Annotated in this window: 20 protein-coding genes; 3 read left to right on the top strand and 17 right to left on the bottom strand. The window is 74.9% G+C overall.

Annotation, left to right across the window (positions count from 1 at the left end; translation table 11 throughout):
• The first annotated feature begins 47 nt into the window (after positions 1-47).
• Positions 48-1,649 (top strand): arabinogalactan endo-beta-1,4-galactanase, encoded by a 1,602-nt coding sequence (locus tag ACFQ80_RS06760; protein ID WP_430563073.1) that lies wholly within the window; start codon positions 48-50, stop codon positions 1,647-1,649.
• Between the two features lie 18 nt (positions 1,650-1,667).
• Here the strand turns inward: ACFQ80_RS06760 and ACFQ80_RS06765 are convergent, their stop codons facing one another.
• Entirely contained in the window at positions 1,668-2,975 is a 1,308-nt protein-coding gene (locus ACFQ80_RS06765; RefSeq protein WP_430563074.1) for a serine hydrolase domain-containing protein, read from the bottom strand.
• Between the two features lie 164 nt (positions 2,976-3,139).
• Positions 3,140-4,126, bottom strand: a complete 987-nt coding sequence (locus ACFQ80_RS06770) for a hypothetical protein (protein WP_430563075.1) — start codon at positions 4,124-4,126, stop codon at positions 3,140-3,142.
• Positions 4,127-4,247: 121 nt separating this feature from the next.
• Here ACFQ80_RS06770 and ACFQ80_RS06775 point away from each other — a divergent pair, with 121 nt between their 5' ends.
• Together ACFQ80_RS06775 and ACFQ80_RS06780 are read left to right on the top strand one after the other, a co-directional pair.
• A complete protein-coding gene (locus tag ACFQ80_RS06775; RefSeq protein WP_430563076.1) occupies positions 4,248-5,459 on the top strand; it encodes an MFS transporter in 1,212 nt (403 codons plus the stop codon).
• A gap of 42 nt (positions 5,460-5,501) precedes the next feature.
• Positions 5,502-5,897, top strand: a complete 396-nt coding sequence (locus ACFQ80_RS06780) for a YchJ family protein (protein WP_430563077.1) — start codon at positions 5,502-5,504, stop codon at positions 5,895-5,897.
• Here the strand turns inward: ACFQ80_RS06780 and ACFQ80_RS06785 are convergent.
• The 15 genes from ACFQ80_RS06785 to ACFQ80_RS06855 all read right to left on the bottom strand — a co-directional run bounded on the left by ACFQ80_RS06785 (position 5,870) and on the right by ACFQ80_RS06855 (position 24,808).
• Positions 5,870-7,267, bottom strand: coding sequence for a nucleobase:cation symporter-2 family protein (locus ACFQ80_RS06785; RefSeq protein WP_430563078.1), 1,398 nt, complete (start codon positions 7,265-7,267; stop codon positions 5,870-5,872). The genes ACFQ80_RS06780 and ACFQ80_RS06785 overlap by 28 nt on opposite strands.
• 119 nt (positions 7,268-7,386) lie before the next feature.
• On the bottom strand, positions 7,387-9,450 hold the full coding sequence (locus ACFQ80_RS06790) for a beta-galactosidase (RefSeq protein WP_430563079.1): 2,064 nt from the start codon (positions 9,448-9,450) through the stop codon (positions 7,387-7,389).
• Between the two features lie 115 nt (positions 9,451-9,565).
• Complete coding sequence (locus ACFQ80_RS06795) at positions 9,566-10,342, bottom strand: glycerophosphodiester phosphodiesterase (RefSeq protein WP_430563080.1); 777 nt, start codon at positions 10,340-10,342, stop codon at positions 9,566-9,568.
• Positions 10,339-11,691, bottom strand: coding sequence for an ABC transporter substrate-binding protein (locus ACFQ80_RS06800; RefSeq protein ID WP_430550986.1), 1,353 nt, complete (start codon positions 11,689-11,691; stop codon positions 10,339-10,341). Before ACFQ80_RS06800 ends, ACFQ80_RS06795 begins: the two co-directional genes overlap by 4 nt.
• A gap of 47 nt (positions 11,692-11,738) precedes the next feature.
• A complete protein-coding gene (locus ACFQ80_RS06805) occupies positions 11,739-12,605 on the bottom strand; it encodes a carbohydrate ABC transporter permease (protein WP_430563081.1) in 867 nt (288 codons plus the stop codon).
• Positions 12,602-13,597, bottom strand: coding sequence for a carbohydrate ABC transporter permease (locus ACFQ80_RS06810; RefSeq protein ID WP_430563082.1), 996 nt, complete (start codon positions 13,595-13,597; stop codon positions 12,602-12,604). The genes ACFQ80_RS06805 and ACFQ80_RS06810 overlap by 4 nt, the downstream gene beginning before the upstream one ends.
• A gap of 161 nt (positions 13,598-13,758) precedes the next feature.
• On the bottom strand, positions 13,759-14,664 hold the full coding sequence (locus ACFQ80_RS06815) for an oxygenase MpaB family protein (protein ID WP_430563083.1): 906 nt from the start codon (positions 14,662-14,664) through the stop codon (positions 13,759-13,761).
• 16 nt (positions 14,665-14,680) lie between these two features.
• A complete protein-coding gene (gene argJ, locus ACFQ80_RS06820) occupies positions 14,681-15,823 on the bottom strand; it encodes a bifunctional glutamate N-acetyltransferase/amino-acid acetyltransferase ArgJ (RefSeq protein ID WP_430550982.1) in 1,143 nt (380 codons plus the stop codon).
• Positions 15,820-17,355, bottom strand: coding sequence for an ABC transporter ATP-binding protein (locus tag ACFQ80_RS06825; protein WP_430563084.1), 1,536 nt, complete (start codon positions 17,353-17,355; stop codon positions 15,820-15,822). The genes argJ and ACFQ80_RS06825 overlap by 4 nt, the downstream gene beginning before the upstream one ends.
• A complete protein-coding gene (locus ACFQ80_RS06830; protein WP_430563085.1) occupies positions 17,348-18,193 on the bottom strand; it encodes an ABC transporter permease in 846 nt (281 codons plus the stop codon). Before ACFQ80_RS06830 ends, ACFQ80_RS06825 begins: the two co-directional genes overlap by 8 nt.
• On the bottom strand, positions 18,183-19,163 hold the full coding sequence (locus ACFQ80_RS06835; RefSeq protein WP_430563086.1) for an ABC transporter permease: 981 nt from the start codon (positions 19,161-19,163) through the stop codon (positions 18,183-18,185). Before ACFQ80_RS06835 ends, ACFQ80_RS06830 begins: the two co-directional genes overlap by 11 nt.
• On the bottom strand, positions 19,160-20,824 hold the full coding sequence (locus tag ACFQ80_RS06840; protein ID WP_430563087.1) for an ABC transporter substrate-binding protein: 1,665 nt from the start codon (positions 20,822-20,824) through the stop codon (positions 19,160-19,162). The genes ACFQ80_RS06835 and ACFQ80_RS06840 overlap by 4 nt, the downstream gene beginning before the upstream one ends.
• Positions 20,821-21,816, bottom strand: coding sequence for an ABC transporter permease (locus tag ACFQ80_RS06845; protein ID WP_430563088.1), 996 nt, complete (start codon positions 21,814-21,816; stop codon positions 20,821-20,823). Before ACFQ80_RS06845 ends, ACFQ80_RS06840 begins: the two co-directional genes overlap by 4 nt.
• Positions 21,817-21,821: 5 nt before the next feature.
• The gene (locus tag ACFQ80_RS06850) at positions 21,822-22,757 is read right to left on the bottom strand and encodes an ABC transporter permease (RefSeq protein WP_430563089.1); all 936 of its coding nucleotides are present in this window, start codon (positions 22,755-22,757) and stop codon (positions 21,822-21,824) included.
• Complete coding sequence (locus ACFQ80_RS06855) at positions 22,757-24,808, bottom strand: dipeptide ABC transporter ATP-binding protein (RefSeq protein ID WP_430563090.1); 2,052 nt, start codon at positions 24,806-24,808, stop codon at positions 22,757-22,759. The genes ACFQ80_RS06850 and ACFQ80_RS06855 overlap by 1 nt, the downstream gene beginning before the upstream one ends.
• Positions 24,809-24,838 lie beyond the last annotated feature (30 nt).

The raw sequence follows: 24,838 nt of genomic DNA on the forward strand, positions 1-24,838 counted from the left end.
ATACCGGGCGCTGACCCTGACGGCTCGCCCGACGCGAAAGGACGATGATGTCGCACCGCACCCGCACGATCGCCACGAGCCTGCTCGCCGCCGCCCTCTCCGCCGCCCTCGCGGCCGCCCTCGCCTCGCCGGCGGGGGCCGCGCCCGGCGGCCGGTCCGCCGTCGAGCCCACGAACGCAGGGTTCTCCGGCCTGGACGGCTGGACCGTCACCGGCGACGCCTCCGCCGCGACGACGGAGGCCGGCGGCCGCACCGGCGACCGGCTGACGCACTGGTCGGACACGCCCTACGAGGTCACGACGTCCCAGCGCCTCGGCCGCCTGGGGACGGGCTGGTGGACGGCGAGCGCCTGGGTGAAGTCCGGCGGGCTGGACACCTCGACGCTGTCCCTGACCTGCGCGGGCGGCACGTCCGGCACGGTCACCCTGCCGCAGTCGCTGCAGGACGACGCGTGGGTGCGCGTCGCCGTCTCCGCGAAGAGCCGCGGCGGCGACTGCACGCTCGCCGTCGCGACGTCGGACGACGCGGGCGGCGCGTGGGCGGGCGTCGACGACGTCGCCGTCGAGCGCGGCCGGGTGACGCGCGACGTGCGCGGCGGCGACCTCTCCGGCCTGGCGAAGAACGAGGACCACGGCGCCGCGTACGCCGACGTCGACGGCACGCCCGGCGACCCGGTCGAGATCCTCGCCGACCACGGCATGAACCTCGGCCGCCTCAAGGTGTGGGTCGACCCGGCCGACGGCTACAACGAGGTGACGCACGTCGTCGAGACGGCGCGACGGATCCAGGCCGCCGGCATGGACGTCATGGTCGACTTCCACTACTCCGACCGGTGGACCGACCCGGGGGCGCAGGGCGTGCCGGCCGCGTGGGCGGGGTCGAGCGTCGCCGCGATGACCGACCGGCTCGCCGCGCACACCCGCGAGGTGATGGCCGCCCTCGTCGACGCGGGCGTCGACGTCGCGTACGCGCAGGTGGGCAACGAGATCAACCCCGGCATGCTGTGGCCGTACGGCCAGACGTGGGACGTCGACCCCGACGACGGCGTCGCCGACGCGCAGTGGGACGCCCTCGCCGGCTTCCTCACCGCCGGCCACGACGCGGTGAAGGCCGTCTCGCCGTCGACGCGGACGATCCTGCACCTGACGAACATCAACAACGGCGTCGACTCGCTCACCTGGTGGTTCGACGAGGTCACCGCGCGCGACGTCCCGTTCGACGTCGTCGGGCTGAGCTACTACGGCTACTGGCACGGGTCGCTCGCCGACCTGCAGGGGGCCGTCAGCACCCTGTCCGCGCGCTACGACCGCGACGTCATGGTGGTCGAGACGGCGTACCCGTTCACGCTCGAGGACGACGACCCGGCCTGGGAGAACGTCATCGCGTCCGAGGACCAGCTCGTCGACGGCTACCCCGCCACGCCCGAGGGCCAGGCGGCGGCGTTCCGCGCCGTGCAGGACACGGTCGCCGCCGCCCCCGGCGGTCGCGGCCTCGGCGCCGTCTACTGGGAGCCGGCCTGGACGGCCGTCGAGGGCAACGGCTGGGACCCGGAGGACCCGGCGTCCGGCAACGCGTGGGAGAACCAGGCGATGTTCGACCACGACGGGCGCCTGCTCGCGCCCGTCGCGGCCGAGCTCGCCGCCGACTGACCGACGTCGTACGGCGGGTCAGCAGGTGGCGAGCAGCGCGGGCACCAGGGCGGTGCCGAGGTCGGACTCCAGCGACGTCAGGTCGCGGCCGGTCAGGGCCACGGTGACCTGGCGCTCGGCGTCCGGCGAGGTCAGCGTGATGCTGAGCGTGCCGAACGACGCGCCGTCGTGCCCGTACAGCCACGCACCCTCCTCGCACGGGTCGGGCAGGCGGTACACGCCGAGCCCGTAGTCGGGCAGCACCTGGCTGTCGACGGTGCGCGGCGTGAGGACGTCCGTCACGGTCTCCGGCTCAAGCAGGTCGCCCGTCACCAGCGCCTCGGTGAACCGCTGCAGGTCCTCCGTGGTGCTGGTGACGGCGCCGGCCGAGCCGAACAGGCTGGGGTCGAAGCCGTCGAGGCCGTACCAGCCGGCGCCGAGGTCGCCCGTGTACGCGGCCTCGCGCAGGAACGGGCCCCGGTAGCCCGGGTCGTCGGGGTACGCGGAGTGCCGCATCCCGGCGGGCTTGAAGACGCGCTTCTCCAGCAGGCGCTCGACGTCCTGCCCGGTGGCGTGCTCCAGCGCGAGGCCCAGCAGCACGTAGCCGGCGTTGGAGTACGAGGCGTCGGTGCCGGGCTCGAACAGCCACGGCTGGTCGTCCATCGCGGCGAGGTGGTCCGCCGTCGTGTACTCCTCGCCGAGGACGTCGAAGAACTCGTCGTAGTCCTCCGGGTCGGTCATCCGGCTCGCGGTGAGCGCGGCGAGGTGGTCCGGCAGGCCCGAGCGGTGGGTGAGCAGCAGCTCCAGCGTCACGTCGTCCTCGTACGCGTCGGGGACGACGACGGCCGCCTCGGGCACGACGTCGACCACCGGGGTGTCGAGCGACCACGTGCCCTGCTCGACCTCCTGGAGCACGAGCGTCGAGACCATCATCTTGGTGTTGCTCGCCGCGCGGAACCGGTCCTGCGACCGCGCCGGCCCGTGCCCGTCCAGGCGGCGCGTGCCGTCCGCGCCGCTCCAGTGCAGGCCCGGGGCGTCGACCCGGCCGACGACGCCGATCGGGACGCCCGCCGCCGTGTCCGCGAGCGCCTGGTCGAGAGCGTCGGTCACGGCGTCGGCCCGTCCCGACGCCTCGCTCGGCGCGCTGAACGTCCTCGCGCGAGCCTGGCGCTCCGCCTGCGCGACGGCGTCGGCCACCGCCTGCGCGACGGACGAGCGGTCCTCGTCGAGAGCCGCCGACGGCGAAGGGCCCGGCGGCTCGTCCGCCCCCGCGGGCAGCGCGCCGAGGCCCAGTGCGAGCGCGGCGGCGGTCGTGACGGTCAGGGGCGTGCGCATGCGGCGGCGCATGGTGTCTCCTTCGTCCTCGGTGTCGGTGCACCCACCCTCGCAGGGCGGGCCGCCCGGGCGGATCCGTCGGGCGACGGAGATCCGCCGTCGTCGCCTCCGCCGTCCGCCGGACGCCGAGGTGGTACTACCTCGGCAGGTTCGGTACTACCTCGGCAGGGTCCGAACTACCTCGGCGTCTGCGGGACTACCTCGGCGAGGCGGGCGGCGGCCTCGTCGCGGCGGCGGGTGGCGTCGGCCAGGGTGCGCTCGGCGCGCTGGCGGGCGACGACGGCGCCGCGCAGCTCGGCGTCGACGGCCGCGGCCTCGTCGTCCAGCTCGGCGAGGCGACGACGGACGGCGTCGCGCTCGGCGTCGGTGCGGTGCGCGACGCCCTCGATGCGGCCCACCTCCGCGGCCGCCGCGCTGCCGGCGTCGCGCGCGGCGGCGACGTCGTCCTCCGCGTCGGCGAGCTCCTGCTCCGCCTGCTGCCGGGCCGCCTCCTGCGCGGCCTGCTCCTCGGCGGCCGCGTCGTCGTCCTTCCTCGACGGGCCCCGTCGCCGGCGGCCGGCGCGCGCCCCGCCCGGGAGGTCGGGCACCGCGTGCAGGTGCCGCGACGGCGCGCCGTCGTCGTCGACGGGCGCGATGCCGAGCGCGTCGGGGACGGCGACGGCGGACGCGACGTCGGCCCGCCCGATGCCGGTGGCCTGCAGCGGCCCGACCAGCAACCCGCCGCGGACGGCGCGGCCGGCGTCGGCGTCGATCATCGCGGCGGTGAGCGTGGCCTCCACCTGCGCCAGGACCGCGCCCGAGACGGACGCTCCGGTCTCGACGGCGAGCGATCGCGCCCGCGCGGCGACCGCGGCGACGAGCAGCCGCCGCTGGCGCGTGAGCTCGCGCAGGCGCTTGCCGTCGAGGTCGTCCTGCGCCTCGCGGAACGCGGCGCCGAGCTCGACCACCTGCTCCACCTGCGCGGCGTCGGCGCGCGCGAGGAGGTTGACCACCCAGGCCGCCGTCGACGGCTTGCGCAGCCGCTTCACCCGGTCGGCCGCCTCGTCCTCGCCGTCGGCGCGCAGGGCGGCGGCGCGCGCGTCGCGCGCGGGGACGAACGCCGCCGGCTCGAGGGCGTAGAGCTCCCCGGCGACGTCGGTCAGCAGCTCCGCCAGCGTGGGCACCCTCCGAGAATCCGGAACGCCGCCGCCCACCGCAACCCCACCCGCGCGAGCTGTCAGGACCAGGTCACGGTATTCATGCTCCTGGTCCTGACGACTCGCGCCTACGATCGTCTCGATCCCCATGACCGAGAACCTTCCCCACGCGCCGGCGTCCGCCATCACGCCCCCTGTCGACGAGCGTCGCGCCACGATCATCCTGGTCGCGATGGCGCTGTCGACGTTCCTGTTCGTCACCGTCGAGTCGCTGCCGTCCGGACTGCTCACGCTCATGGCCCCCGACCTGGGCCGGTCGACGTCCGAGATCGGCCTGCTCGTCACGGCGTACGCGCTGGTGGTGCTGGTCACGACGGTGCCGCTGGCGCACTGGGCGCGACGCGTGCCGCGCCGGTGGGTGCTGTCCGCGTGCGCGGGCGTGGCCGCCGTCGCGACGCTGTGGGCCGCGCTCGCCCCCAGCTACGAGCAGCTGCTGGCCGCCCGCCTCGTGACGGCGACGGCGCAGGCCCTGTTCTGGGCGGCCGTGGTGCCCGCGACGACCGGGCTGTTCCGGCCCGTGGTGCGCGGCAGGGTGATGACGCGCCTCGCCCTCGGCAACTCGCTCGCTCCCGTGCTCGGCGTGCCGGCGGGGACGTGGCTCGGCGAGCACACCTCATGGCGGTGGACGTTCGCCGCCGTCGCGGTCCTGTCGCTCGTGGTGACGTTCGTCGTGCTGGCGCTGTTCCCCACGATGGCGCCGTCCGAGGGCGGCGCCAGCCGGGCGCCGCACCCCAGCCGGCGCCGGTTCGGGTTCCAGATGGTCACGACCGGCCTGGTGCTGACCGGCGCGTTCGGCGTCATCACGTTCGTCACGCAGTACTTCATCGAGGTCACCGGCTTCGCGCAGTCGGACATGGCCCGGCTGCTGCTCCTGCAGGGCGCGGCCGGCGTGATCGGCACGATCGTCGTGGGCCGGTTCATCGACGCCCGACCCGTGGCGGTGCTGCTGGTGGCGCTCGCCGTGCTCACCGCGGCCCTGCTGGGCCTGTGGGTGTTCGGCGAGCAGCCGGTCGCCGCCGTCGCGTCCCTGGCGCTCTTCGGGTTCTCGTTCTCCTGCGTGCCACCCGCCCTGTCGCACCGCGTGATGCTCGTCGCCCCTGGTTCGACCAACATGGGGGTGGCCATCTCCTCGTCCATGTTCAACGTGGGCATCGCGGCCGGTTCCGGGCTGGGTGCGGCGCTGGTCGCCGCCGTCGACGTGCGCGTCGTGCCGCTCGCGAGCGCCGTCGTCGTGCTGCTGGCGCTGCTCGTCGCCCTCGGCGAGGAGCGGTTCAACCCGCGCCTGCCCGGCGCGCACTGACCCGACGCACCCGACCCGACGCACCGACCCCCAGGAGGACCCGTGCTCGACGACGACCGCTGCCCCTGCGGCTCCGGCGACACCTACGGCGCGTGCTGCGGGCCGCTGCTGCGCGGCGACCGGCCCGCCCCCACCGCGGAGGCGTTGATGCGCTCGCGCTACACCGCGTTCGCCGTCGGTGACGCCGCCTACCTGCGCGCCACGTGGCACCCGCGCACGCGCCCGCCGTCGCTGGAGCTCGACGACGACCAGCGGTGGCGGCGCCTCGTCGTGCTCGCCACCCACGCCGGGGGCCCGTTCGACGACGGCGGCGAGGTGGAGTTCGTCGCGCAGTACGTGCAGGCGGCCACGGGTGAGCGCGGCCGCCTGCACGAGGTGAGCCGGTTCGTCCGCGAGGACGGCCGCTGGTTCTACGTGGACGGCGACGTCGGGGCCTGAGCCGCGGCCGGCTCCAGCTCGGCGTCGGGCGCCGGATCGGGCACCGGGTCGGGCGCCGGGTCCGGCGACCGCCGGAGCTGGTCGCCGTTGAGCAGCAGGTTGAGCAGGATGGCGCTGATCGCGCCGGCGCTGATGCCGGAGTCGAAGATCAGCTGGAACCACGTGGGGAACTCCGCGTAGATCTCCGGGCGCACGGTGGGCAGCATGGCGACCCCGAGGGACACCGCGACCACGAGGATGTTCTTGCTGGTGAACGTCACCTTGGTGAGCGACCGGATGCCGGACGCCGCGACCATGCCGAACAGCGCGATCCCCGCGCCGCCGAGCACGGCGCTGGGCACGCCCTCGACCACCGCGCCGACCTTGGGCACCAGGCCCAGGACGACGAGGATGCCGCCGGCCATCGTCGCGACGTAGCGCGACGCGACCCCCGTGAGGCTGACGAGGCCCACGTTCTGCGCGAACGCGGTGTACGGGAAGGTGTTGAACAGGCCGCCGATCATGGTGGACAGCCCGTCGGCGCGCAGCCCGTCGCCGAGCCGCTGCTTGGTCACCGGACGCCCGGTGATCTCGCCGACGGCGATCATGTCGCCCGTGGTCTCGGTCATGATCACCAGCCCCACGACCAGCATCGACACGACCGCGGCCAGCGGGAACGTCGGGAGGCCGAAGTGGAACGGCGTCACGACGGCGAACCAGCCAGCCTCGCCCACGCCTGACCAGTCGACCTTGCCCATCGGCAGCGCGGCGAGCGTGCCGAGGGCGAGGCCCAGCAGCACCGAGAGGCGCGCGAGCGCGGGTGGCGCGAACCGCTCGACCAGCACGATGAACAGCAGCGTCCCGGCCGCGAGCGCCAGGTCGGACGGCGCGGCCGTCTCGCCGTTGTTCGTGATCCAGCCGGCGGCGACGTCCATGAGCGAGACGCCGATGATGAGGATGACCGTGCCCGTGACGATCGGCGGGAAGAACCGCAGCAGCGCCGAGAAGAACGGTGCGACGAGGATCATGAAGAGGCCGCACGCGATGGTGGCACCGAAGACGGCGGTGATGTCGTAGGTGGTGCCGATGGTGATCATCGGGCCGACGGCGGCGAACGTCACGCCCTGCATGAGCGGCAGCCGCACCCCGAACCGCCAGAACCCGAGGGACTGGATGATCGACGCGATCCCCGCGACGAACAGGTCGGCGCTGATGAGGAACGCCAGGTCCTGGGCGGAGTAGCCGAGCGCGCCGCCCACGATGAGCGGCACCGCCACCGCCCCGGCGTACATCGCGAGCACGTGCTGCAGCCCGAGCGGGAACAGCCGCGCGAACCGTGGCACCTGGTCGACCGGGTGCCTCTCGGTGGTGCTGGGTGATGCGTCGGACATCGGTCGTCCCCTTCCGTCACCGGGCGCCTGGACGGCGCGTCGGGACGACGGTAGGGAGCGACGGTTTCCGTGGGATCAAACAGCGTTTCCGGGAGGTGACATCTTCTCGGATGAACCTTTCACGCCCGGCCGGTGGAGAGGACGACGACGTCGTACGGCGCGAGCGGGAGGGTCGCGGAACCGTCGTGCCGCGCGCCGGTGAGCAGGTCGGTGAGCACGGCGGTGGGCACGGCGGCGGGGCCCACCGCCCGGGCCGCGGCGAGATCGAGCGTCGTCGACCGGTCGGCGTGGTTGATCGCGACGAGGACGCCGCCGCGCCACACGGTCTCGACGCCGGGTCCCTGCCCGCCGAGGGGCACCCCCGCGTCGTCCAGCGCGGCGCGCAGCACGTCACCGAGGCCGCCGGCGGGCCCGGCGAGCGCGGTCCCGACGTACCAGGTGCGGCCCGACCCGTGGGCGTGCCGGGCGACGGCGACGCAGCCGGCCAAGGGTCCGTCGTCGTAGGTGGCGAGCACGTCCGCGCCGTCGGACCGCGTGCGCTCGCCGAGGGTCGCCGCCGTGCCGCGGAGGCCCTCCACCCCCGCCCCGGACCACGCGACCGCGCTGCCGCCCTCGGGCAGCGGCACCCACTCCTCCGCGGAGACGCCGAGCACGTGCCGCAGCGGCGCGGGCGAGCGCCCGGCGTGCAGGTGCGACAGCCCGTCCGCGACCCCGCCGAACGGGCCCCACACGAGGTGGCCGCCGCCCGCGACGTACGCGTCGAGGCGGGCCGCGGAGTCGTCGTCGAGCACGTACTGGGCGGGGGCGAGCACGAGGTCGTAGTCGTGCAGCGCGACGTCCGCGCGGTCCGCGGGCACGACGTCGGCCACGACGCCCAGCCGCCACAGCTCGCGGTGCCAGGCCTGCAGGGTGGCGAGGGGGTCGAGGCGCGCCGTCGGGAGCGCGACCTGGGTGGCGGCCCACCAGGACGTCCAGTCCCACAGGAGCGCGACGCGGCGGTGGACGGGCTCGCCGACGAGGCCCCGCAGGGCGCGCAGCTCGGCTCCCAGGCTCCGGACCCCCTGGTGCACGGCCGTGTCGGCACCCGCGACCGGCAGCATCGCGGAGTGGAAGCGCTCGGGGCCGGAGCGCGCCTGGCGCCACTGGAAGAACAGGGCGCCGTCGCAGCCGTGCGCGAGCGCCTGGAGCACCTCGGTGCGCAGCCGCTCGGGCGACTTGGTGAGGTTGTGCTCGCGCCAGCTCACCGCGCTCGCCGCCTGCTCCATGCGCAGCCACGACCCGCCGCCCGCCAGCCCGCGGGCCAGGTGGTTGACGAGCGCCGCGTCCGCGGCGGCGTCGGGCGAGGCCGGGTCCGGGTAGGCGTCGTCGGCGACGACGTCGAGGTCGGCGCGCCAGTCGTGCGGGTCGATGCCGCCGAAGAACCCCATGAGGTTGGTGGTGACGGGGCGGTCGCGGTCGTGCCGCCGCACGACCGCCTTCTGCTCGCGGTAGAGGTCGAGCAGCAGGTCGGAGCCGAAGCGGCGGAAGTCGAGCTCCTGCGCCGGGTTGCGGTGGTACGGCGCGACGCGCGGCGGCAAGATCTCGGCCCAGTCGCCGTACTCCTGCGACCAGACGGCGGTGGCCCACGCGGCGTTGAGGTCGTCGAGCGTGCCGTACCGGCCGCGCAGCCAGTCGCGGAACCGCTCGGCGCAGCGGTCGCAGAAGCAGACCTGGCCGTACTCGTTGCCCGCGTGCCACATCCGGACGGCCGGGTGGCGGGCGTAGCGGGCGGCGACCTGCTCGGCGATCGCCGCGGCGGCGGTCCGGTAGGCGTCCGAGGACGGGCAGAACTGGTTGCGCGACCCGTAGCTCAGCACCGTGCCGTCGGCCGTCGTGGGCAGCGACCCCGGGTGCCGGTGGCCCAGCCACGGCGGCGGGGAGGCGACGGGGGTGGCGAGGTCGACGGCGATGCCGGCGTCGTGCAGCAGGTCGAGCACCTCGTCCAGCCAGGCGAACCGGTACTCCCCCGGGCGCGGCTCGAGGTGCGACCAGCTGAAGACGCCGACCGTGACGAGGTTGACCCCCGCCTCCCGCATGAGCGCGACGTCCTCCCGCCACACCTCGCGGTCCCACTGCTCGGGGTTGTAGTCCCCGCCGTACAGGATGCCCAGCTCGTCCGTGAGCCGTGCCAGACCACCCGCCATGCCGCGATACCCCCGTGGACCGTCGAAGCGCTTCGATGCGCGCGCCAGCCTACCCACCCACGAGTTGTCAGAACCAGCGCCACGTATGCGCGGCGCTCGCCCTGACAACTCGTGATCAGCCGACGCGGCCGGCCAGCCACCCCGCGAGGCGGTCGGGGCGGTCGGTGATGATCTCGTCCACGCCGAGCGCGACGGCGGCGGCCCAGTGCTCGGGCTCGTTCAGCGTCCAGACGGCGGTGGCGAGGCCGGCGTCGTGCAGCCGTGCGACGACGCCCGGGTCGTCGCGCAGCACGGTGCCCTGCGGGTTGCACATGACGACGTCGAGCTCGCGGCAGCGCTCGACCAGGTCGTCGCGGGCGGCGGTGACGAGCAGGCCGCGACGCAGACCCGGGTCGGCGTCCCGCAGCGCGGCCACCGTCTCGGGCCAGAAGCTCTGCGCCACGGTGCGGGCGGCGAGGCCCGCCTCGCGCAGCGGCCCGGTGACCCGGCGCACCTCCTGCACCGACCAGGCGCCCTTGACCTCGAGCAGCAGGTCCAGGCGCGGACGGACGCGCAGCAGGTCGATCACCTCGGCGAACGTCGGCACCCGCTGCCCCGCGTACGCGGGCGAGAACCACGACCCGGCGTCGAGCAGCCGCACCTCGCGCAGCTCGAGGTCCGTCAGCTTGCCGCTGCCGTTGGTCGTCGCGTCGACGGTGTCGTCGTGCAGGACGACGACCTCGCCGTCCGCGGTGAGACGGACGTCGATCTCGAGCGAGTCCGCCCCCGCGCGCGCGGCGGCCTCGAACGCCGCGAGCGTGTTCTGCGGCGCGACGGCGCTGTTGCCGCGGTGCGCGACGACGCGCGGCCGGAGCGTGCCGTCGGCCTCGCTGAGCCCTGCCGTGCCCGTCACAGGTACGGCTCCACGTTCTCGGTGTACGCCGTCTCGATGCGCGGCGCGATGGCCTCGAACGCCGCCTTCGGGTCGGCGTCCTCGATGACGATCTGCTCCAGCGCCTCGTTGAGCAGCGCGTCGGCGCCCGGCACGAAGACGCGGACGTCGTCCTGCACGCGGGCCTTGTCGGCGAGCTGGTCGACGGCGGTGCGGAACTGCGGCGTCTGCTCGTAGGTCTGCTTCATCGCGTCGCTCTCGACGGCGGACGTGCGCACCGGCATGTAGCCCGTGGCCTGGGAGAACGTCGCCGTGTTCTCGGTGTTCGTGAGGAACTCGAGGAACATCGCCGCCGCGAGCTGCTGCTCCGGCGTCTTCGACGACGGGATGGCGAGGCCGGTGCCGCCGGTCGGGGTGCCGCCACCCTTCGGGCCGTCCGGCAGGTAGGCCGTGCCGACCTCGAACGACGCGGCGTCGAGCGCGCCCTTGAGCGAGCCGGTCGAGCCGATCGTCGAGGCGATCAGGCCGGACGAGAAGTCCGCCATCGCGTCGTCGGCGGAGAGCGTCGCGACGCCCGAGCCGTGGAACAGGTCGCGCACGAACTCGCCGCCCGCGACCGCCTCCGGGGTGTCGAGCGTGAGGTCGAAGCCGTCGGAGTAGGCGCCGTCCTGCCCCCAGATCATGTTCTCGAACCACCACGCGCCCCAGGACGGGCCGGTCGAGAGGCCGAAGGTCGAGCCGCCCTTCGGCACCTCGCCCTTCAGCTTCGCGTCCCACCCGACGAGCTCGTCCCAGGTCTCGGGGCCGCGGTCGGGCAGGCCGGCCTTCGTCCACAGGTCCTTGTTGTAGTAGAAGAGCGGGGTGCTGCGGGCGTACGGCACCGCCCAGTGCTGGTCGTCGTACTCGTAGTCCGCGTAGAGGGCGGGCTGGAAGTCCTCCGCGTCGGCGTCGAGGAACTCCATGACGTCGTCCACGGGCATGATCTGGTCGTTCAGGTGGTACCGGAACCACCACACGTCGGACGCGATGACGAGGTCCGGCAGCTCGTCCGTCTGCGAGGCGGCCTGGAAGCGCTGGGCGACCTCGTCGTAGTCGGCGCCGGCGGTCACGAGGTCGACCTCGATGCCGGACTCCGCGGTGAAGTCGTCGATGAGCTGCTGCTCGAGCTCCTGCGACTGGCCCGGGTGGTTGCTCCACCAGGTGATCTCCTGGGCGGGCTCCACCTGGGACCAGTCGACGGCCTCGGCCGACGCGTCGTCGGTCGCGGTGGCGCCGACGCTCGGGCCGCCGCAGGCGGTGAGGGTGAGGGCCGAGACCGCGGCGAGCGCCGCGACGGCGGTGCGGGTGCGGCGGGCAGGACGGTGGGACACACGTGCTCCTTGGTTCGGGGTGGTGCGGGGGTGGAGGTCGCGGGCGCTCAGCCCGTGACGGCGCCCGCGGTCAGTCCGGCGACGAGCCGTCGCTGGAGGATCAGGAAGACGAGCAGGATGGGCAGCGTCACGACGACCGTCGCGGCCAGCAGGACGCCCCAGTTCGACATGCCGTCGGTGTTCTGCAGCAGCGTGAGGCCGACGGGGAGCGTCATCTTGTCGGCGTGGTCGACGACGAGGAACGGCCAGAGGTAGTCGTTCCACTCGGTCACGACGGAGACCAGCGCGACCGCCGCGAGTGTCGGCGTGCTCATCGGCACGACGAACTTCCACAGCTTGCGCCAGTGCCCGGCGCCGTCGAGCTCGGCCGCCTCGAGGATGGACGCCGGCAGCGTGAGGAAGTGCTGCCGGAACAGGAACGTGCCGAACGCGCTGGCCAGGCCGGGCACGAGGATGCCCTGGTAGGTGTTGAGCCAGCCCAGGCTCGCCACCAGCGTGTAGTTGGGGATGATCGTGATCTGCGGCGGGATCATCAGCGTCGCGATGACCAGCCCGAACACGAGCTTCTTGAACGGGAAGTCGAGGAAGACCAGCGTGTACGCGCAGGCCAGGCCGAGCGCGACCTTGAGGCCCGCGCCGACGACGGTCAGGCCGATGCTGTTCGCCAGCAGCCGGCCGAGCGGGATCGCGCCCGCCGCCTGCGCGTAGTTGTCGAGGCTCGGCGACCCGGGCAGCCACTGCAGCGGCACCTGGTAGAGCTCTTCGGGCGTCTTGAGGCTCGCGAGGAGCAGCCAGACCAGCGGCAGGCCGAGCACGACGGTCGCGAAGAGCATCGTCACGTAGCCGCCGACCTGCGGCGACCGTCGTCGTGCCGGGCGTCCGGGGATCCGCCGGTCGAGCGTGACCGCGCTCATGCGTAGTGCACCTTCCGCTGGACGTACCGCATCTGCACCGCGGTGACGGCGAGCAGCACGAGGAACAGGACGGTGGCGACGGCGGACGCGTACCCGGCGCGGCCGTTCACGAAGCTCTCCTCGTAGATCGAGTACATGAGCGTCGTCGTGGAACCCAGGGGGCCGCCCTGGGTCATCGCCTTGATGATGTCGAACGACTGCAGCGACGCGAGCATCATCGTCACCAGCAGGAAGAACGTGGTCGGCGTGAGCAGCGGCAGCACGATCGAGCGCAGCGTGCGGGCGGGGGACGCGCCGTCGAGCGCGGCGGCGTCGCGCAGGTCCTGCGGCACGGCCTGGAGGCCGGCCAGGTAGATGAGGGCGACGTACCCGAGGTTCTTCCACAGGTAGACGACGATCACCATGACCAGCGGCCACGGGCGCGCCGTGTACCAGGCGGGCGAGTCGAGGCCGACCCAGCCGAGCAGCTCCTGGACCAGGCCGTAGCGCGGGTCGAACATGAACAGCCACAGGATGCCGACGGCGAAGCCGCTCAGCACGTAGGGGGCGAACGCGACCGTGCGCGCGACGCCGCGGCCCCGCAGCCGCCGGTTCAGCAGCAGCGCGAGGCCCAGGCCCAGCACCATCGCGCCGCCGACGGTCGTGACGGTGAAGACGAGCGTCGTGGTGACGATCCGGCCCGTGGTCGGCGCGGTGAACCACTCGACGTAGTTCCCGAGGCCGACGAAGCGGGCGGCGGGAGAGCCGAGGTTCCACTGCAGCGTCGAGAGGTACAGGCTCTCCAGCAGCGGGCGGTAGACGAAGACGAGGATGAGGGCGACGTTCGGGCCCGCGAGCAGCAGCGCCCACAGCAGGGCGTTCCGACGACGGCGGGCGGCGAGCCGGCTGCGCGTGCGGGTGGCGGCGGGTGGTGGGCCTGCGGGCGGGGTGCCCGCCCGGGCCGACGGGGCGTCCGGGAGGCCGGACGGCCGTGGGGTCACGACGGTGGTCACAGCCGCGACTCTAGGAACCGCCCTGTCCGAGATGTCCGGATGAGTCGGGGCGCCGACGAAGCGTTCGGGCAACGTTCATCGGCGCTGTCCCCGCAGGTCACCAGCGCTCCCGGCCCGTCACGCGGGCGTCGGCCGGACGTCAGCCGGGCGACAGGCAGGCGTCAGCCGGGCGTCGCCGCGGGGACACCTGCGCGCGGGTAGGCCCGGGTCTTCTCCGAGGTGCCCATCCCCCACCGCACGGCGCGGGTGGCGAGCGCGCCCGCCGGGCCGCCGAGGGAGCGACGGAACCAGGTGTCGACGTCGAGCTCGTCCCGCGCCCACGCGGGGAGGGTCGAGACCGCGCCGGCGACGAGCAGCGCGTACGGCGGGCGGGCCGCGCGCGGCAGCGGCGGTTCGCGCAGCAGGAAGCGGACCGTGTCGAGCGCGGCCGGCGACGCCTCCAGCTCCGGCCGGTACGCCTCGATCGTCTCGCGCAGCTCGGCCACCGTCCCAGGTACGACGACGGCGCCCAGCGCCCGCGCGACGCGCGCGACCTGCCCCACGTACTCGTCCGCCTCGACCGCCGTGAGCGGCCGCTCCCCGAACCGCTGGTGCGCGGTGAGGAACGAGTCCGCCTCCGCGGCGTGCACCCAGGTCAGCAGGTGCGGGTCGCCCGCCCGGTAGGGCCGCCCGTCCGGCGCCTTGCCGCGCACGCGGTCGTGCACCGACCGGACCCGGTCGATCGCGGCCTGCGCGTCGTCGGCGGTGCCGAACGTCGTCGTCGCGAGGAACGTCGCCGTCCGCTCCAGCCGGCCCCACGGGTCGCCGCGGTAGCCCGAGTGCCCCGCCACGCCCGCCATCGCCAGCGGGTGCAGCGACTGCAGCAGCAGGGCCCGCAGCCCGCCGACGAACATGGACGCGTCCGCGTGCACCCGCCCGACCGGGCCGTCCGGCGGGAACCATCGCGGACCCGGGGTCAGGTGGATCCGGTCGCGCGAGGCCTCCGCCTCCGGGCCCGCGACCTTCTCGAACAGCGCGTCACCCAGCCGCAGCCGCAGCCGCTCCACCGGGTTCGTCGCCGTCGTCATGCCGTCAGTATGGCGCTCAGGTGGTGTAGTCGGCGTTGATCCGGACGTACCCGGCGGTGAGGTCGCAGCCGAACACCGTGAAGTCCCCGGACGCGATGCCGAGGTCGACCTCGATGAGGACGTCGTCGCCCCCGAGGTACTCCTCCACGGCCCGGCGGCGCTCCGGCGTGGGCAGGTCGGGGAAGGTCTCGATGCCACCGAACGCGATCCGCACCCGCTCCTCGAGGATGTCGGGCTCGTCGCACTTGCCCACCGCCATCGCCACGCGGCCCCAGTTCGGGTCGGCGCCGTGCACGGCGGTCTTCACGAGCGGCGAGTTGACCACCGACTTGCCCACCCGCTTGGCCTGCGCGTCGTCGCGGGCACCGGTCACGCGCACCCGGATCAGCGTGGAGGACCCCTCGCCGTCGGACGCGATCGCGGTCACCAGGTCGGTGCAGACCTCCAGGAGCGCCGCGTGGAAGGCGTCGAGGTCGACAGCGCCCGCCAGCCCCGACGCGAAGACCGCCGCCGTGTCCGACGTGGACGTGTCGGTGTCGATGCTCACGGCGTTGTAGGTGCGCTCCACCACGGCGCGGAAGACGCGGTCGAGGTCGTCGGCGGGCACCTCGGCGTCGGTGTAGACGAACGACAGCATGGTCGCCATGTCGGGCTCGATCATGCCGACGCCCTTGGCGATCCCGACGATGCGGGCCTCCCCGACGCGACGCTCGGACACCTTGGGGAGGGTGTCGGTCGTCATGATCGCGCGGGCGACGGCGTCGAGGTCCACCGGACCGGCCGCGGGCAGGGCGGCCAGGCCGTCGCGCATGCCCGCCATCGGGTATGGCACGCCGATGACGCCCGTCGAGGCGACGAGCACCTGCTCCGGGCGGCACCCGGCCGTCCGGGCCGCCCACTCCTGGAGCTCCCGCGCGTCGTCGGCGCCGCGCGCGCCGGTGGCGACGTTCGCGTTGCCGGACACGACGACGACCGCCCGCAGCGCGCGGGTCTCGGCCTCCCGGCTCACGCGCACGCTGGGTCCGGCGAACCGCGACCGCGTGAACACGGCGGACGAGGTGGTGGCTCCGGGGGCGTACACGAGGCTGGCGTCCGGGACGCCGTCCTTGACGCCGACGTTGCCGGTCGTGCCGTGGAATCCGGCGACGGTGGTGGTCATCGTGTGCTCTTCTCGCGGGTCGGGACGGGTTCGTTGTCGATCGGGGCGAGCACGGCGCCGTCAGCGCCCTCGCGGAGGGTGAGCACGCGGTCGCACAGCGACCGCAGGGTACCGAGGTCGTGGCTCACGAGGAGCACGCCCGTCCCCGCCCGCGCGGCGCGGTCGACGACGGCGAGCAGGTCGGCGGCGGTGCCCGCGTCCAGCATGGACGTCGCCTCGTCGAGGACGAGGTACTCCGGCCGCAGGGCCAGGGCCCGCGCGACGCAGGCGCGCTGCAGCTCGCCGCCGGACACCTGGTGGGGGCGGCGCGCGAGCAGCCCGGGGCCCAGCCCGACGTCGCGCGCCAGCGCGACCGCGTCGACCGGCAGCCCGGCCAGGCGCGCCGGCAGCTCGATCGCCTGGCGCAGGGTCAGGCGGTCGTCCACCGCGGTGCGGGGGTGCTGGGACACCCAGCCGACCCGCCGGCGCTGCGCGGGCGGCAGGTCGAGGCCCGCGCCGTCGACGCGCACCCCCGCCACCGCGACGTGCCCGGCGCCGGGCACCTCGAGCTGGGCCAGCACCGACGCGAGGGTCGACTTGCCCACACCGGACGGGCCGGTGAGCCCGACGACCTCGCCCCGTCGGACGGCGAGGTCCGTGGGGCCGAGGACGGCGGCGCCGCCCCGCCGCACGGCCACGGCGTGCGCGGCCAGCGCGGGGGCGCCCGGGTCCAGGGCGGCCGCCTCGCGCGGCGCGGGCGCCACGCCGGCGACGACCTCGTCCGCCCTCCCCCGGGCGACGACCCGCCCGGCGGCCAGGCGCGTGACGGTGCTGCCGCTGCGCCGGGCCAGCGCGAGGTCGTGCGTCACGACCAGCACGCTGTGCCCGGCCCGCGCGTAGGCGGACAGCAGCAGCCCGACCGTCTGCGCCGCGTCGTCGTCGAGCCCGGACGTGGGCTCGTCCACGAGGAGCACGGGCGGGTGGTTGACCATGGCCGCGACGAGGTTCAGCCGCGCGAGCTGGCCACCCGAGAGCTGGTGCGGGTAGCGGCGCAGCCACGCCGGGTCGACGCCGGCGGTGTGGGCGAGATCGACGAGCTGCTGCCCGCCGCCGGTCACGCGGTGCGGGTGCGCGGCGCCGAGTCGTGCCCGGCCCGGCGCCGCCACCCCCTGCGCCTCACGGAGCTGGGCGGCGATCGTCGACGTCGGGGTGAACGCGGCGCCCGCCCCCTGGGGCGCGATCCCGACCAGCCTCCCGCGCACGGCCCGACGGTGGGTGCGGGCCGACGCGGCCAGCAGGTCGACCTGTCGGCGGCCCGCCGTCAGGACGGCGGTGCCGGCGGCACGCGACCGCCGCGGGAGCGCCCCGGTCAGCGCCGACAGCACGGTGGTCTTGCCGGCGCCCGAGGGTCCGAGCAGCACGTGCACCTCGCCGGGGACGAGGTCCAGGTCGACGCCGTCGAGCACCGGCACGTCCCCGTGGGTGACCGTCAGACCCCGCACGGAGACCGAGGCGGGGTCGTGCGCGACGTCGAGGTGCGGGGCGTCAGTCATGGTGCTCCTTCGTCCGGCCTGCCAGGCAGCCGGAGAGACAGACGGTGACGGCGACGAGCAGCCCCGCGGGGGCCGCGAGCGTCCACCACGCCCCGGAGAGCAGCGCCTGCTGCCCCAGGTCGAGGAGCACGCCCAGCGACGGCTCGTGCGGCGGCAGCCCCAGGCCCAGGAACGTCAGCGTGGACTCGTGCCAGACGGCGTGCGGGACCAGCAGGCCCAGCGCCACGGCGAGCTGCGCGGCGACCCGCGGCACCGCGTGGTGGCGCAGCAGCTGGCGCCGGGTGAACCCCTGCGCGACCGCCGCGCGGTAGAAGTCCGACGTCCCGACCGCCAGGAGCTCGGCGCGCACGAGGCGGGCCGTCTGGGTCCAGTGCGTGGCGGCGACCACCAGCACGATGGTGAGGAACGACCCGCGCAGCACGGACGCGACCACGATCCCGAGCAGCAGGTGCGGCACGGCGTTGACGCCGTCCACGACCCGCATCCCCCAGCGGTCCAGGCGCCCGCCCGCCAGCGCGCAGCCGGCGCCCACCAGGGCGCCCACGACCACGGCGCTGGTCGCGCCGGCGAGCGCCGCGAGCAGGGAGATGCGCAGCCCGTGCGCGGAGCGCACGAACAGGTCGCGCCCGGTGAGGTCGGTGCCGAACGGGTGTGCCCACGACGGGCCGGTGGCGCCGGTGGCGTAGTCGACGTGGTCGATGTCGACGGGCAGCAGCGGGACGACCACCGCGTAGGCCACCAGCAGGGCCAGACCCCCGGCGGCGAGCGCGTGCCACGGCACCGGGCGGACCAGCCGGGACGGACGGACGGGGCGGGCGGGGAGCGTGTCAGAGCGCATCGGCGTCCGTCCTCGGGTCGATCCGCACGAGGCAGAGGTCGGCCAGCAGCCCGCCGACCACGGCCACCACGACGAGCAGCACCGTCGACGCCGCGAGCAGCGTGAAGTCCTGGGCGAGCGCGGCGTCGACCAGCGCGCTGCCCAGCCCGGGCCAGGAGAAGATCTCCTCGACGAGCACCGACCCGGCCACGACCTCCGGCAGCCGCGCGCCCGCGATCGCGAGCGTCGGGACGGCCGCCGTCGGCAGCACGTGGCGGAGCAGCACCCGCCACTCCGCGACCCCGCGCAGCCGGGCGGCCTCGGTGGACGGGGTCCGCAGGTGCTCGGCCATGCCCCGGTGCAGGTGGAGCGCCATCCAGGGCAGCTGCGACGCCGCGACGGCGAGCACCGGCAGCACCAGGTGCGTGCCCACCTGCGCGGCCGTCACCGGGGCGCCCGGGTCGGTCAGCCCTCCGGCCGGGAACCAGCCGAGCCCGAGCGACAGCACGCTCATCAGCACCATCGCGACGAGGAACGCCGGCACGGCCGAGAGCGCCCACAGGCCGCCGCTGAGGAGCCGGGCGAGCACCCCGTGCGGGCGCAGTGCGGCCAGCAACGCCACCGGCACGGCGAGGAGGACGGCGACGACCAGCCCGGAGACCATGAGCAGCAACGTCCAGGGCAGCCGCGCCGCCACCACCGCTGCGACGGGCGCCCGGCCGGTCGTGGAGGTGCCGAGGTCTCCGCCGAGCGCCCCGGTGACCCACCGCCACCAGGCGTCGAGCCACGGTGTCCCCGCCACGAGCCCCTCCACGCCGCCGCGCGCCGCGCCGCCCGTGAACTCGTCGCGGGCACCCAGGAACGCCGACGCCGCGTCGGTGGGCGAGGCCGCGGCGAGCGCGAACACGGCCAGGCTCACGAGCACGACGAGCGGCACGGCCCACCCGAGCCGCCGGCCGGTCAGGCGCAGCGCGGCGACGGTCCGCGTCACCGGCGCGTCCAGTGCTGCACGTCGAACCACGGGCCCCACGCCACGCCGTGCTCGTGCGGCTCCAGCACGTGCCCCACGCCGTCCCACGCGTCGAGGCCGCGGGCGACGTACGTGTGCTCGAGCGCGAAGACGGTGACCAGGGGCGGGTTCTCCACGAGCCGCTCCTGCAGCAGCCGGTACGTCGCGGCGCGGGCGTCCGCGTCGGGCTCGCGGCGCGCCTCCTCCAGGAGGCGGTCCACCTCGTCGTCGGCGTAGCCGGACGGGTTGGAGTAGGCGTCGTCGGTGTCGAAGACGGCGTAGTCCGAGTGCAGTTGCCGGTAGACCTGGGCGTCCGGGTCGTACGGCATGTCGCCCCCGCCGAGCACGAAGGCCTTCTGGTCCATCGCGGTGACGGCGTAGGGGCGGTCGACGCCCTCCAGGGAGACGTCGATGCCGAGGCCGGCCAGGTCGGAGGCGAACGCCTGCGCCACGTCGCGGCGCAGCGTGTCCTCGGCGAAGTACATGACCGTGAACGCGAACGAGACCCCGTCCTTGGCGCGGGTGCCGTCCGCCCCGAGCGTCCACCCGGCCTCGTCCAGCAGCGCCGCGGCCGCGTCGGGGTCGTGCTCGAACGTGGCCGTCTGCTCGTAGGCGTCGCCCTGCGCGGGGGTGAACGGCGTGGCGATCGCCTCGCCGTGCCCGGCGAGGATCCCGTCGACCATCGCCTGCCGGTCGGTGGCGAGATTGAGGGCGGTCCGCACGTCCGGGTCGGCGAAGAAGGGCAGCGTCTGCGGCAGCGAGATCGCGCGGAAGTCGCCCGACGGGTTGGTCACGAGCTCCAGACCCGCGACGCCGTCGAGCTCCGTCGCCGTCCTCGGCGAGAGCTGGGCCCCGTCGACGTCGCCGGAGCGGACCCGCTGCGCGCGGGCGTTCTCGTCGGCGACGAACGCCAGGTGGATGGTCGTGACCTCGGGGGTGCCGCCCCACCAGTCCTCGCGCGCCTCCAGCGTCAGGGACTCGCCGCGACGCCACTCGGCGAGCACGTACGGGCCGGTGCCCACCGGCTCGTCCGCGAGGGGCGAGTCGACCACGGTGGCGCCGAGCGCCTCGGAGGCAGGGATGCCCAGCGTGAGCCGCGCCGGCAGGCCCGCGTACGGGTAGGCCAGCTCGAACCGGACGGTGGCGGGGCCGGTGGCCACGACCTCCTCGATCATCGCGTAGTCCGCGCTCATCCAGGACCCCTGGGCCGGGTCGCGCACGGCGTCGTACGCCGCGACCACGTCGTCGGCGTCGAACGCCGAGCCGTCGCTGAAGGTGACGCCCTCGCGGAGGGTGACCGTCCACGTCGTGAGGTCGTCGCCCGGCACCGGCATCTCGGTGGCCAGCCCGGGCTCGAGCTCCCCGTCCTGCCCCACCGCGACGAGCCCGTCGTACAGCTTCGACGTGATGCCCAGGGGGTACTCGAGGGGGTTGAGGGTGTCGTACTCGCCGGTCTCGGCGAGCCGGAGGGTGGTCGCGTCGTCGGTCGTCGTGCCGGCCGGGGCGTCGAGCGCGCAGCCGGACAGCGCGAGGACGACGACGGCGGTGGTGGCCGCCGCGCCACGGCGGCGCGGGCCGGCGGTGCGGGCGGGCAGGGCTGGCTGGGCAGGCTGGGCGGGCTGGGCAGGCGGTGGGGTGCTCAAGAGACGGAGATCCTCGGGTCGGCGACGGACTGCAGGACATCGGCGGCCGTGTTGACGGCAACGTACAGGCCGCCAAGGACGAACGTGACGCCGGCCACGGCGGGGAAGTCGGACACGGGCAGGCTGGCCGACAGGTACGAGCCGAGGCCGCCCCAGGTGAAGACGCCCTCGACGAGCAGCACCCCGCCGAACATGAACCCGAGCTGCAGGGCCCCCATCGACAGGGACGCGCCGAGGGAGTTGCGCAGCACGTGCCCGCGCAGCACCTGCGACTCGGTGAGGCCCTTCGCCGTGGCGGTCCGGACGTGGTCGGAGCGCAGGGTCTCGGTGAGGCTCGAGCGCAGCACGCGGCCGACCGCCAGCGCCGGGCCGACGGCGAGGGCGAGGGCCGGCATGACGACGTGCGCGAGCGCGTCGCCCGTGGCCGCGGGGTCGCCGGCGAGGACGCTGTCCAGCACGCTCATACCCGTGAGGCCGTCGGTGACACCGCCCCGCCCGGACGCCGGCAACCATCCCGCCAGCTTGTAGAACACGATGATGCCGACGATGCCGAGCATGAAGGTCGGCGCCGCCGAGCCGACGAACAGCAGCCCCCGGAAGAGCCCCGACAGCGGCCAGCGCAGCATGCTCGACACCGCGAAGAGCACGCCGAGCAGGAGCGCGAGGAGGAAGGCGACCAGCACGAGCTCCAGCGTCGCGGGCAGGTAGGCCATGATGTCCTCGGCCACCGGGCGGCGGGTGCGGAACGACGTGCCCAGGTCACCCGTGAGCAGGCCGCCGAGGAACGCGAGGTAGCGCTGGGGGGCGGGGTCGTCGAGGCCGAGGCGCTCGCGCGCGGCGGCGACGGCGTCCGGGGAGGCGTTGCCGCCGATCGTGGCCGCGACCGGGTCGGCCCCGGAGACCTCCTGCAGCAGGAAGAGCACCAGGGACAGCACCCCCAGCAGACCCAGCAGCGACGCGAGACGGACGCCGACGAAGCGCAGACGGGACATGGACATCACCTCCGGTGGGCGAGCCGGTGGCGCAGCGCGTCCCCGGCGAGGTTCGACAGCAGGCCGAGCAGCATCACGGCGACGCCGGGGACGAGCGGGATCCACCAGGCGTCGAGGATCTCCACCAGCGCCCGCGAGGTGTCCGCGCCGAGCTCCGGCGCGGGCGCCGGCTGACCCAGCCCCAGGAACGAGAGGGACGCCAGCACCATCACGACGTTGCCGATGTCGAGGCTGGCGGTGACGATCGCGGTGGGCACCACGCCCGGCAGCACGTGCCGCCGGACGAGCCGCACCCGGCCGACGCCGGCCATGCGGGCGGCCTCCACGTGCGGCCGGGCCATGATGCCGCGCACCTCGCCGCGCACGATCCGGGCGTAGTACGGCCACCAGACGATGCTCACCGCGAGGAACGTGTTGAACAGGCCCGGCCCCAGGGCGGCCGCGACGGCCACGGCCACCAGCATGGACGGCAGCGCGAGGAAGACCTCCGTGGTGCGCATCAGCAGCGCGTCGAGCCACCCGCCGGCCACCCCCGCGACCACGCCGACGAGCGACCCCACGGCCAGCCCGACCGCCGTGACCGCGATGGACAGCAGCCACGACGTCCGGAGCCCGACGAGGACCCGGGAGAACGTGTCCCGGCCGATCTGGTCGGTGCCGAGCAGGAACCCCTCGGAGAGCGGCGGGAGCTTGGGCGGGCCGACCGGCTGGACCGGGTCGTGGGGCGCGACGAGCGGCGCGACGACGGCCAGGACGGTGAGGGCCACGAGCAGGCCGATGAGCGTCCAGTCCAGCGCCCGGCGGGCGCGGGTGTTCGTGCCGCCGGACGCCCGGCGGGCGGTCAGGCGCCATCGCGGGGCCGGGTGCGGCGCGGCGGCGGGCGGGCCGGGCGCAGCCCCGGGGGGTGGACGGTCGTCGGTGCGGGTCAGGACGTCGGCCATCAGATCTCTCCTCGGCGGAGGCAGGCCACCTCGTGGCGGCGGGCGACGTCGGCGGACGGGCGCCCGTCGACGGCGGTGAGCTGGATCCCGACCACGGTGCTCGAGCACTCGGGGACGGCGACGGGGCACCGGGGGTGGAACGCGCAGCCGGTGGGCGGGTCGAGCGCGCTGGCGGGCTCGCCCGGCAACGGCTCCACCGTGACGCCCGGCTGCGGCACGGCGGCCACGAGGTTGCGCGTGTACGGGTGCTGCGGGCGGGCGATGACGTCCTCCGCCCGGCCCACCTCGACGATGCGGCCGAGGTACATGACCGCGATCCGGTCGCCGACGATGCGCGCGACGGCGAGGTCGTGCGTGACGAACATGACCGCGATCCCCAGCTCGCGCCGCATCTCGTTGACGAGGTTGAGCACGTTCGCCGCGACCGACACGTCCAGGGCGCTCGTCGGCTCGTCGCACAGCAGCACCCGGGGCGGCACGATGGTGGCGCGGGCCAGCACCACCCGCTGGCGCTGCCCGCCCGAGAGCTCGCCGGGACGGGCGTCGAGCACCGCCGGCGGCAGCCCGACACGGTCGAGGATCGCGAGGGCCCTCCGCTCCTTCTCCGCCCGGTCCGTGCGGCGCGGCAGGCGCTCGTGCAGCACCTCCCGGATCGTCATCCACGGCGTGAGCGACGAGCCCGCGTCCTGGAACACCATCTGCACGTCGGTGCCGCTCGGGCCGCGCACCGAGCCCGTGAACCGCTTCTCGAGGTGCCCCGCCACCCGCAGCAGCGTCGACTTGCCCGAGCCCGACTCGCCCACCACGGCCACCGACTCGCCGGGCTGGAGGTCGAACGTGACGCCCCGCAGCGCGCCGAGCCGCGCCTTGCGGCCGCGCTCGTCGCGGACCTGGAAGGTGCACGTCAGCTCCGCCGCCTGGATCAGGGGCGCGCCGCGGTCGGGCTCCGGCAGCGGCGGCAGCGGGTCGAGCAGGGTGCGCGTGACGCCCTGGTCGCCGAGCCGGGCGGACTCGAAGCACGCGACGCGGTGCCCCACGGCGCCGTGCTCGCCGGCCGCGTCCAGGGGCGGCGCGCCGACCCCGCACGACTCGACGGCGAACCGGCAGCGCGCCCTGAACGCGCACCCGCCCCCGCCGCCGGCTGCCCCCGTGGCCGACGTGGCCCCGGTGACCTCGGTGGGGAGGCTCCACAGCGGCCGCGTCCGGTCCGACTCCAGCGACAGCCGGGACCCGAGCAGCCCCAGGGTGTAGGGGTGCCGAGGGTGCTCCAGCACCTGCTCCGTGGACCCGATCTCCACGATCCGTCCCCGGTACATGACGGCGATGCGGTCGGCGACCTGCGCGGCGACACCCAGGTCGTGCGTGATCATCACGACGGAGCAGCCGACGTCGTCCCGCAGCCCCGCGAGCAGCCGGAGGATCTGCGCCTGGACGGTGACGTCGAGGGCGGTGGTCGGCTCGTCCGCCACGACCAGCTCGGGCCGGCCCGCCAGGGCCATGGCGATCATGACGCGCTGCCGCAGCCCGCCGGAGAGCTCGTGCGGGTAGGAGCGGTACCGGCGCTCGGGCTGCGGGATCCCGACCTCGCGCATGAGCCGGACGGCCTCGTCCGGCGACCCGGCCTTCTCGGCGACCTGCCGTCCGACGGTCATCGTCGGGTTGAGCGACGTCATCGGGTCCTGGAAGACCACGCCCAGGCGGCTGCGCCGGGCCTCGCGCAGCCGACCGGGCGACGCCGTCCGCAGGTCCAGCCCGGCCACCTCGAGGGTGCCGTCGATCCGGGGGCGGGACGACTCGGGCAGGAGCCCGAGCATCGCCATGCTCATCACGCTCTTGCCGGAGCCGGACTCCCCGACGACGCCGACGATCTCGCCGCGCCCGATCTCGAGGTCGACGCCGTGCAGGATCTGCGAACGGACCCCGTGGCGCTCGAGACTCACGTCCAGCCCGCGCAGCCGGGCGACGGGATCGGCGGTGCTGACGGTGCTGGCGGTGCTGACGGGGCCCGGGTCGGGCAGCGTGCCCGTGGAGGGCGGTGCGGCGACATCCATGGGACCGGCTCCTTCGTTGCTGGTGCGGCG

This window comes from Isoptericola sp. NPDC056578, assembly GCF_042793275.1.
GTDB lineage: Bacteria > Actinomycetota > Actinomycetes > Actinomycetales > Cellulomonadaceae > Isoptericola.

Excerpts from the sequence above, each read along its gene's own strand:
- ACFQ80_RS06760 (WP_430563073.1), top strand. The coding sequence starts at position 48 with ATGTCGCACCGCACCCGCACGATCGCCACGAGCCTGCTCGCCGCCGCC.
- ACFQ80_RS06765 (WP_430563074.1), bottom strand. The coding sequence starts at position 2,975 with ATGCGCCGCCGCATGCGCACGCCCCTGACCGTCACGACCGCCGCCGCG.
- ACFQ80_RS06775 (WP_430563076.1), top strand. The coding sequence starts at position 4,248 with ATGACCGAGAACCTTCCCCACGCGCCGGCGTCCGCCATCACGCCCCCT.
- ACFQ80_RS06785 (WP_430563078.1), bottom strand. The coding sequence starts at position 7,267 with ATGTCCGACGCATCACCCAGCACCACCGAGAGGCACCCGGTCGACCAG.
- ACFQ80_RS06790 (WP_430563079.1), bottom strand. The coding sequence starts at position 9,450 with ATGGCGGGTGGTCTGGCACGGCTCACGGACGAGCTGGGCATCCTGTAC.
- ACFQ80_RS06805 (WP_430563081.1), bottom strand. The coding sequence starts at position 12,605 with ATGAGCGCGGTCACGCTCGACCGGCGGATCCCCGGACGCCCGGCACGA.
- ACFQ80_RS06815 (WP_430563083.1), bottom strand. The coding sequence starts at position 14,664 with ATGACGACGGCGACGAACCCGGTGGAGCGGCTGCGGCTGCGGCTGGGT.
- argJ (WP_430550982.1), bottom strand. The coding sequence starts at position 15,823 with ATGACCACCACCGTCGCCGGATTCCACGGCACGACCGGCAACGTCGGC.
- ACFQ80_RS06825 (WP_430563084.1), bottom strand. The coding sequence starts at position 17,355 with ATGACTGACGCCCCGCACCTCGACGTCGCGCACGACCCCGCCTCGGTC.
- ACFQ80_RS06830 (WP_430563085.1), bottom strand. The coding sequence starts at position 18,193 with ATGCGCTCTGACACGCTCCCCGCCCGCCCCGTCCGTCCGTCCCGGCTG.
- ACFQ80_RS06845 (WP_430563088.1), bottom strand. The coding sequence starts at position 21,816 with ATGTCCCGTCTGCGCTTCGTCGGCGTCCGTCTCGCGTCGCTGCTGGGT.
- ACFQ80_RS06850 (WP_430563089.1), bottom strand. The coding sequence starts at position 22,757 with ATGGCCGACGTCCTGACCCGCACCGACGACCGTCCACCCCCCGGGGCT.
- ACFQ80_RS06855 (WP_430563090.1), bottom strand. The coding sequence starts at position 24,808 with ATGGATGTCGCCGCACCGCCCTCCACGGGCACGCTGCCCGACCCGGGC.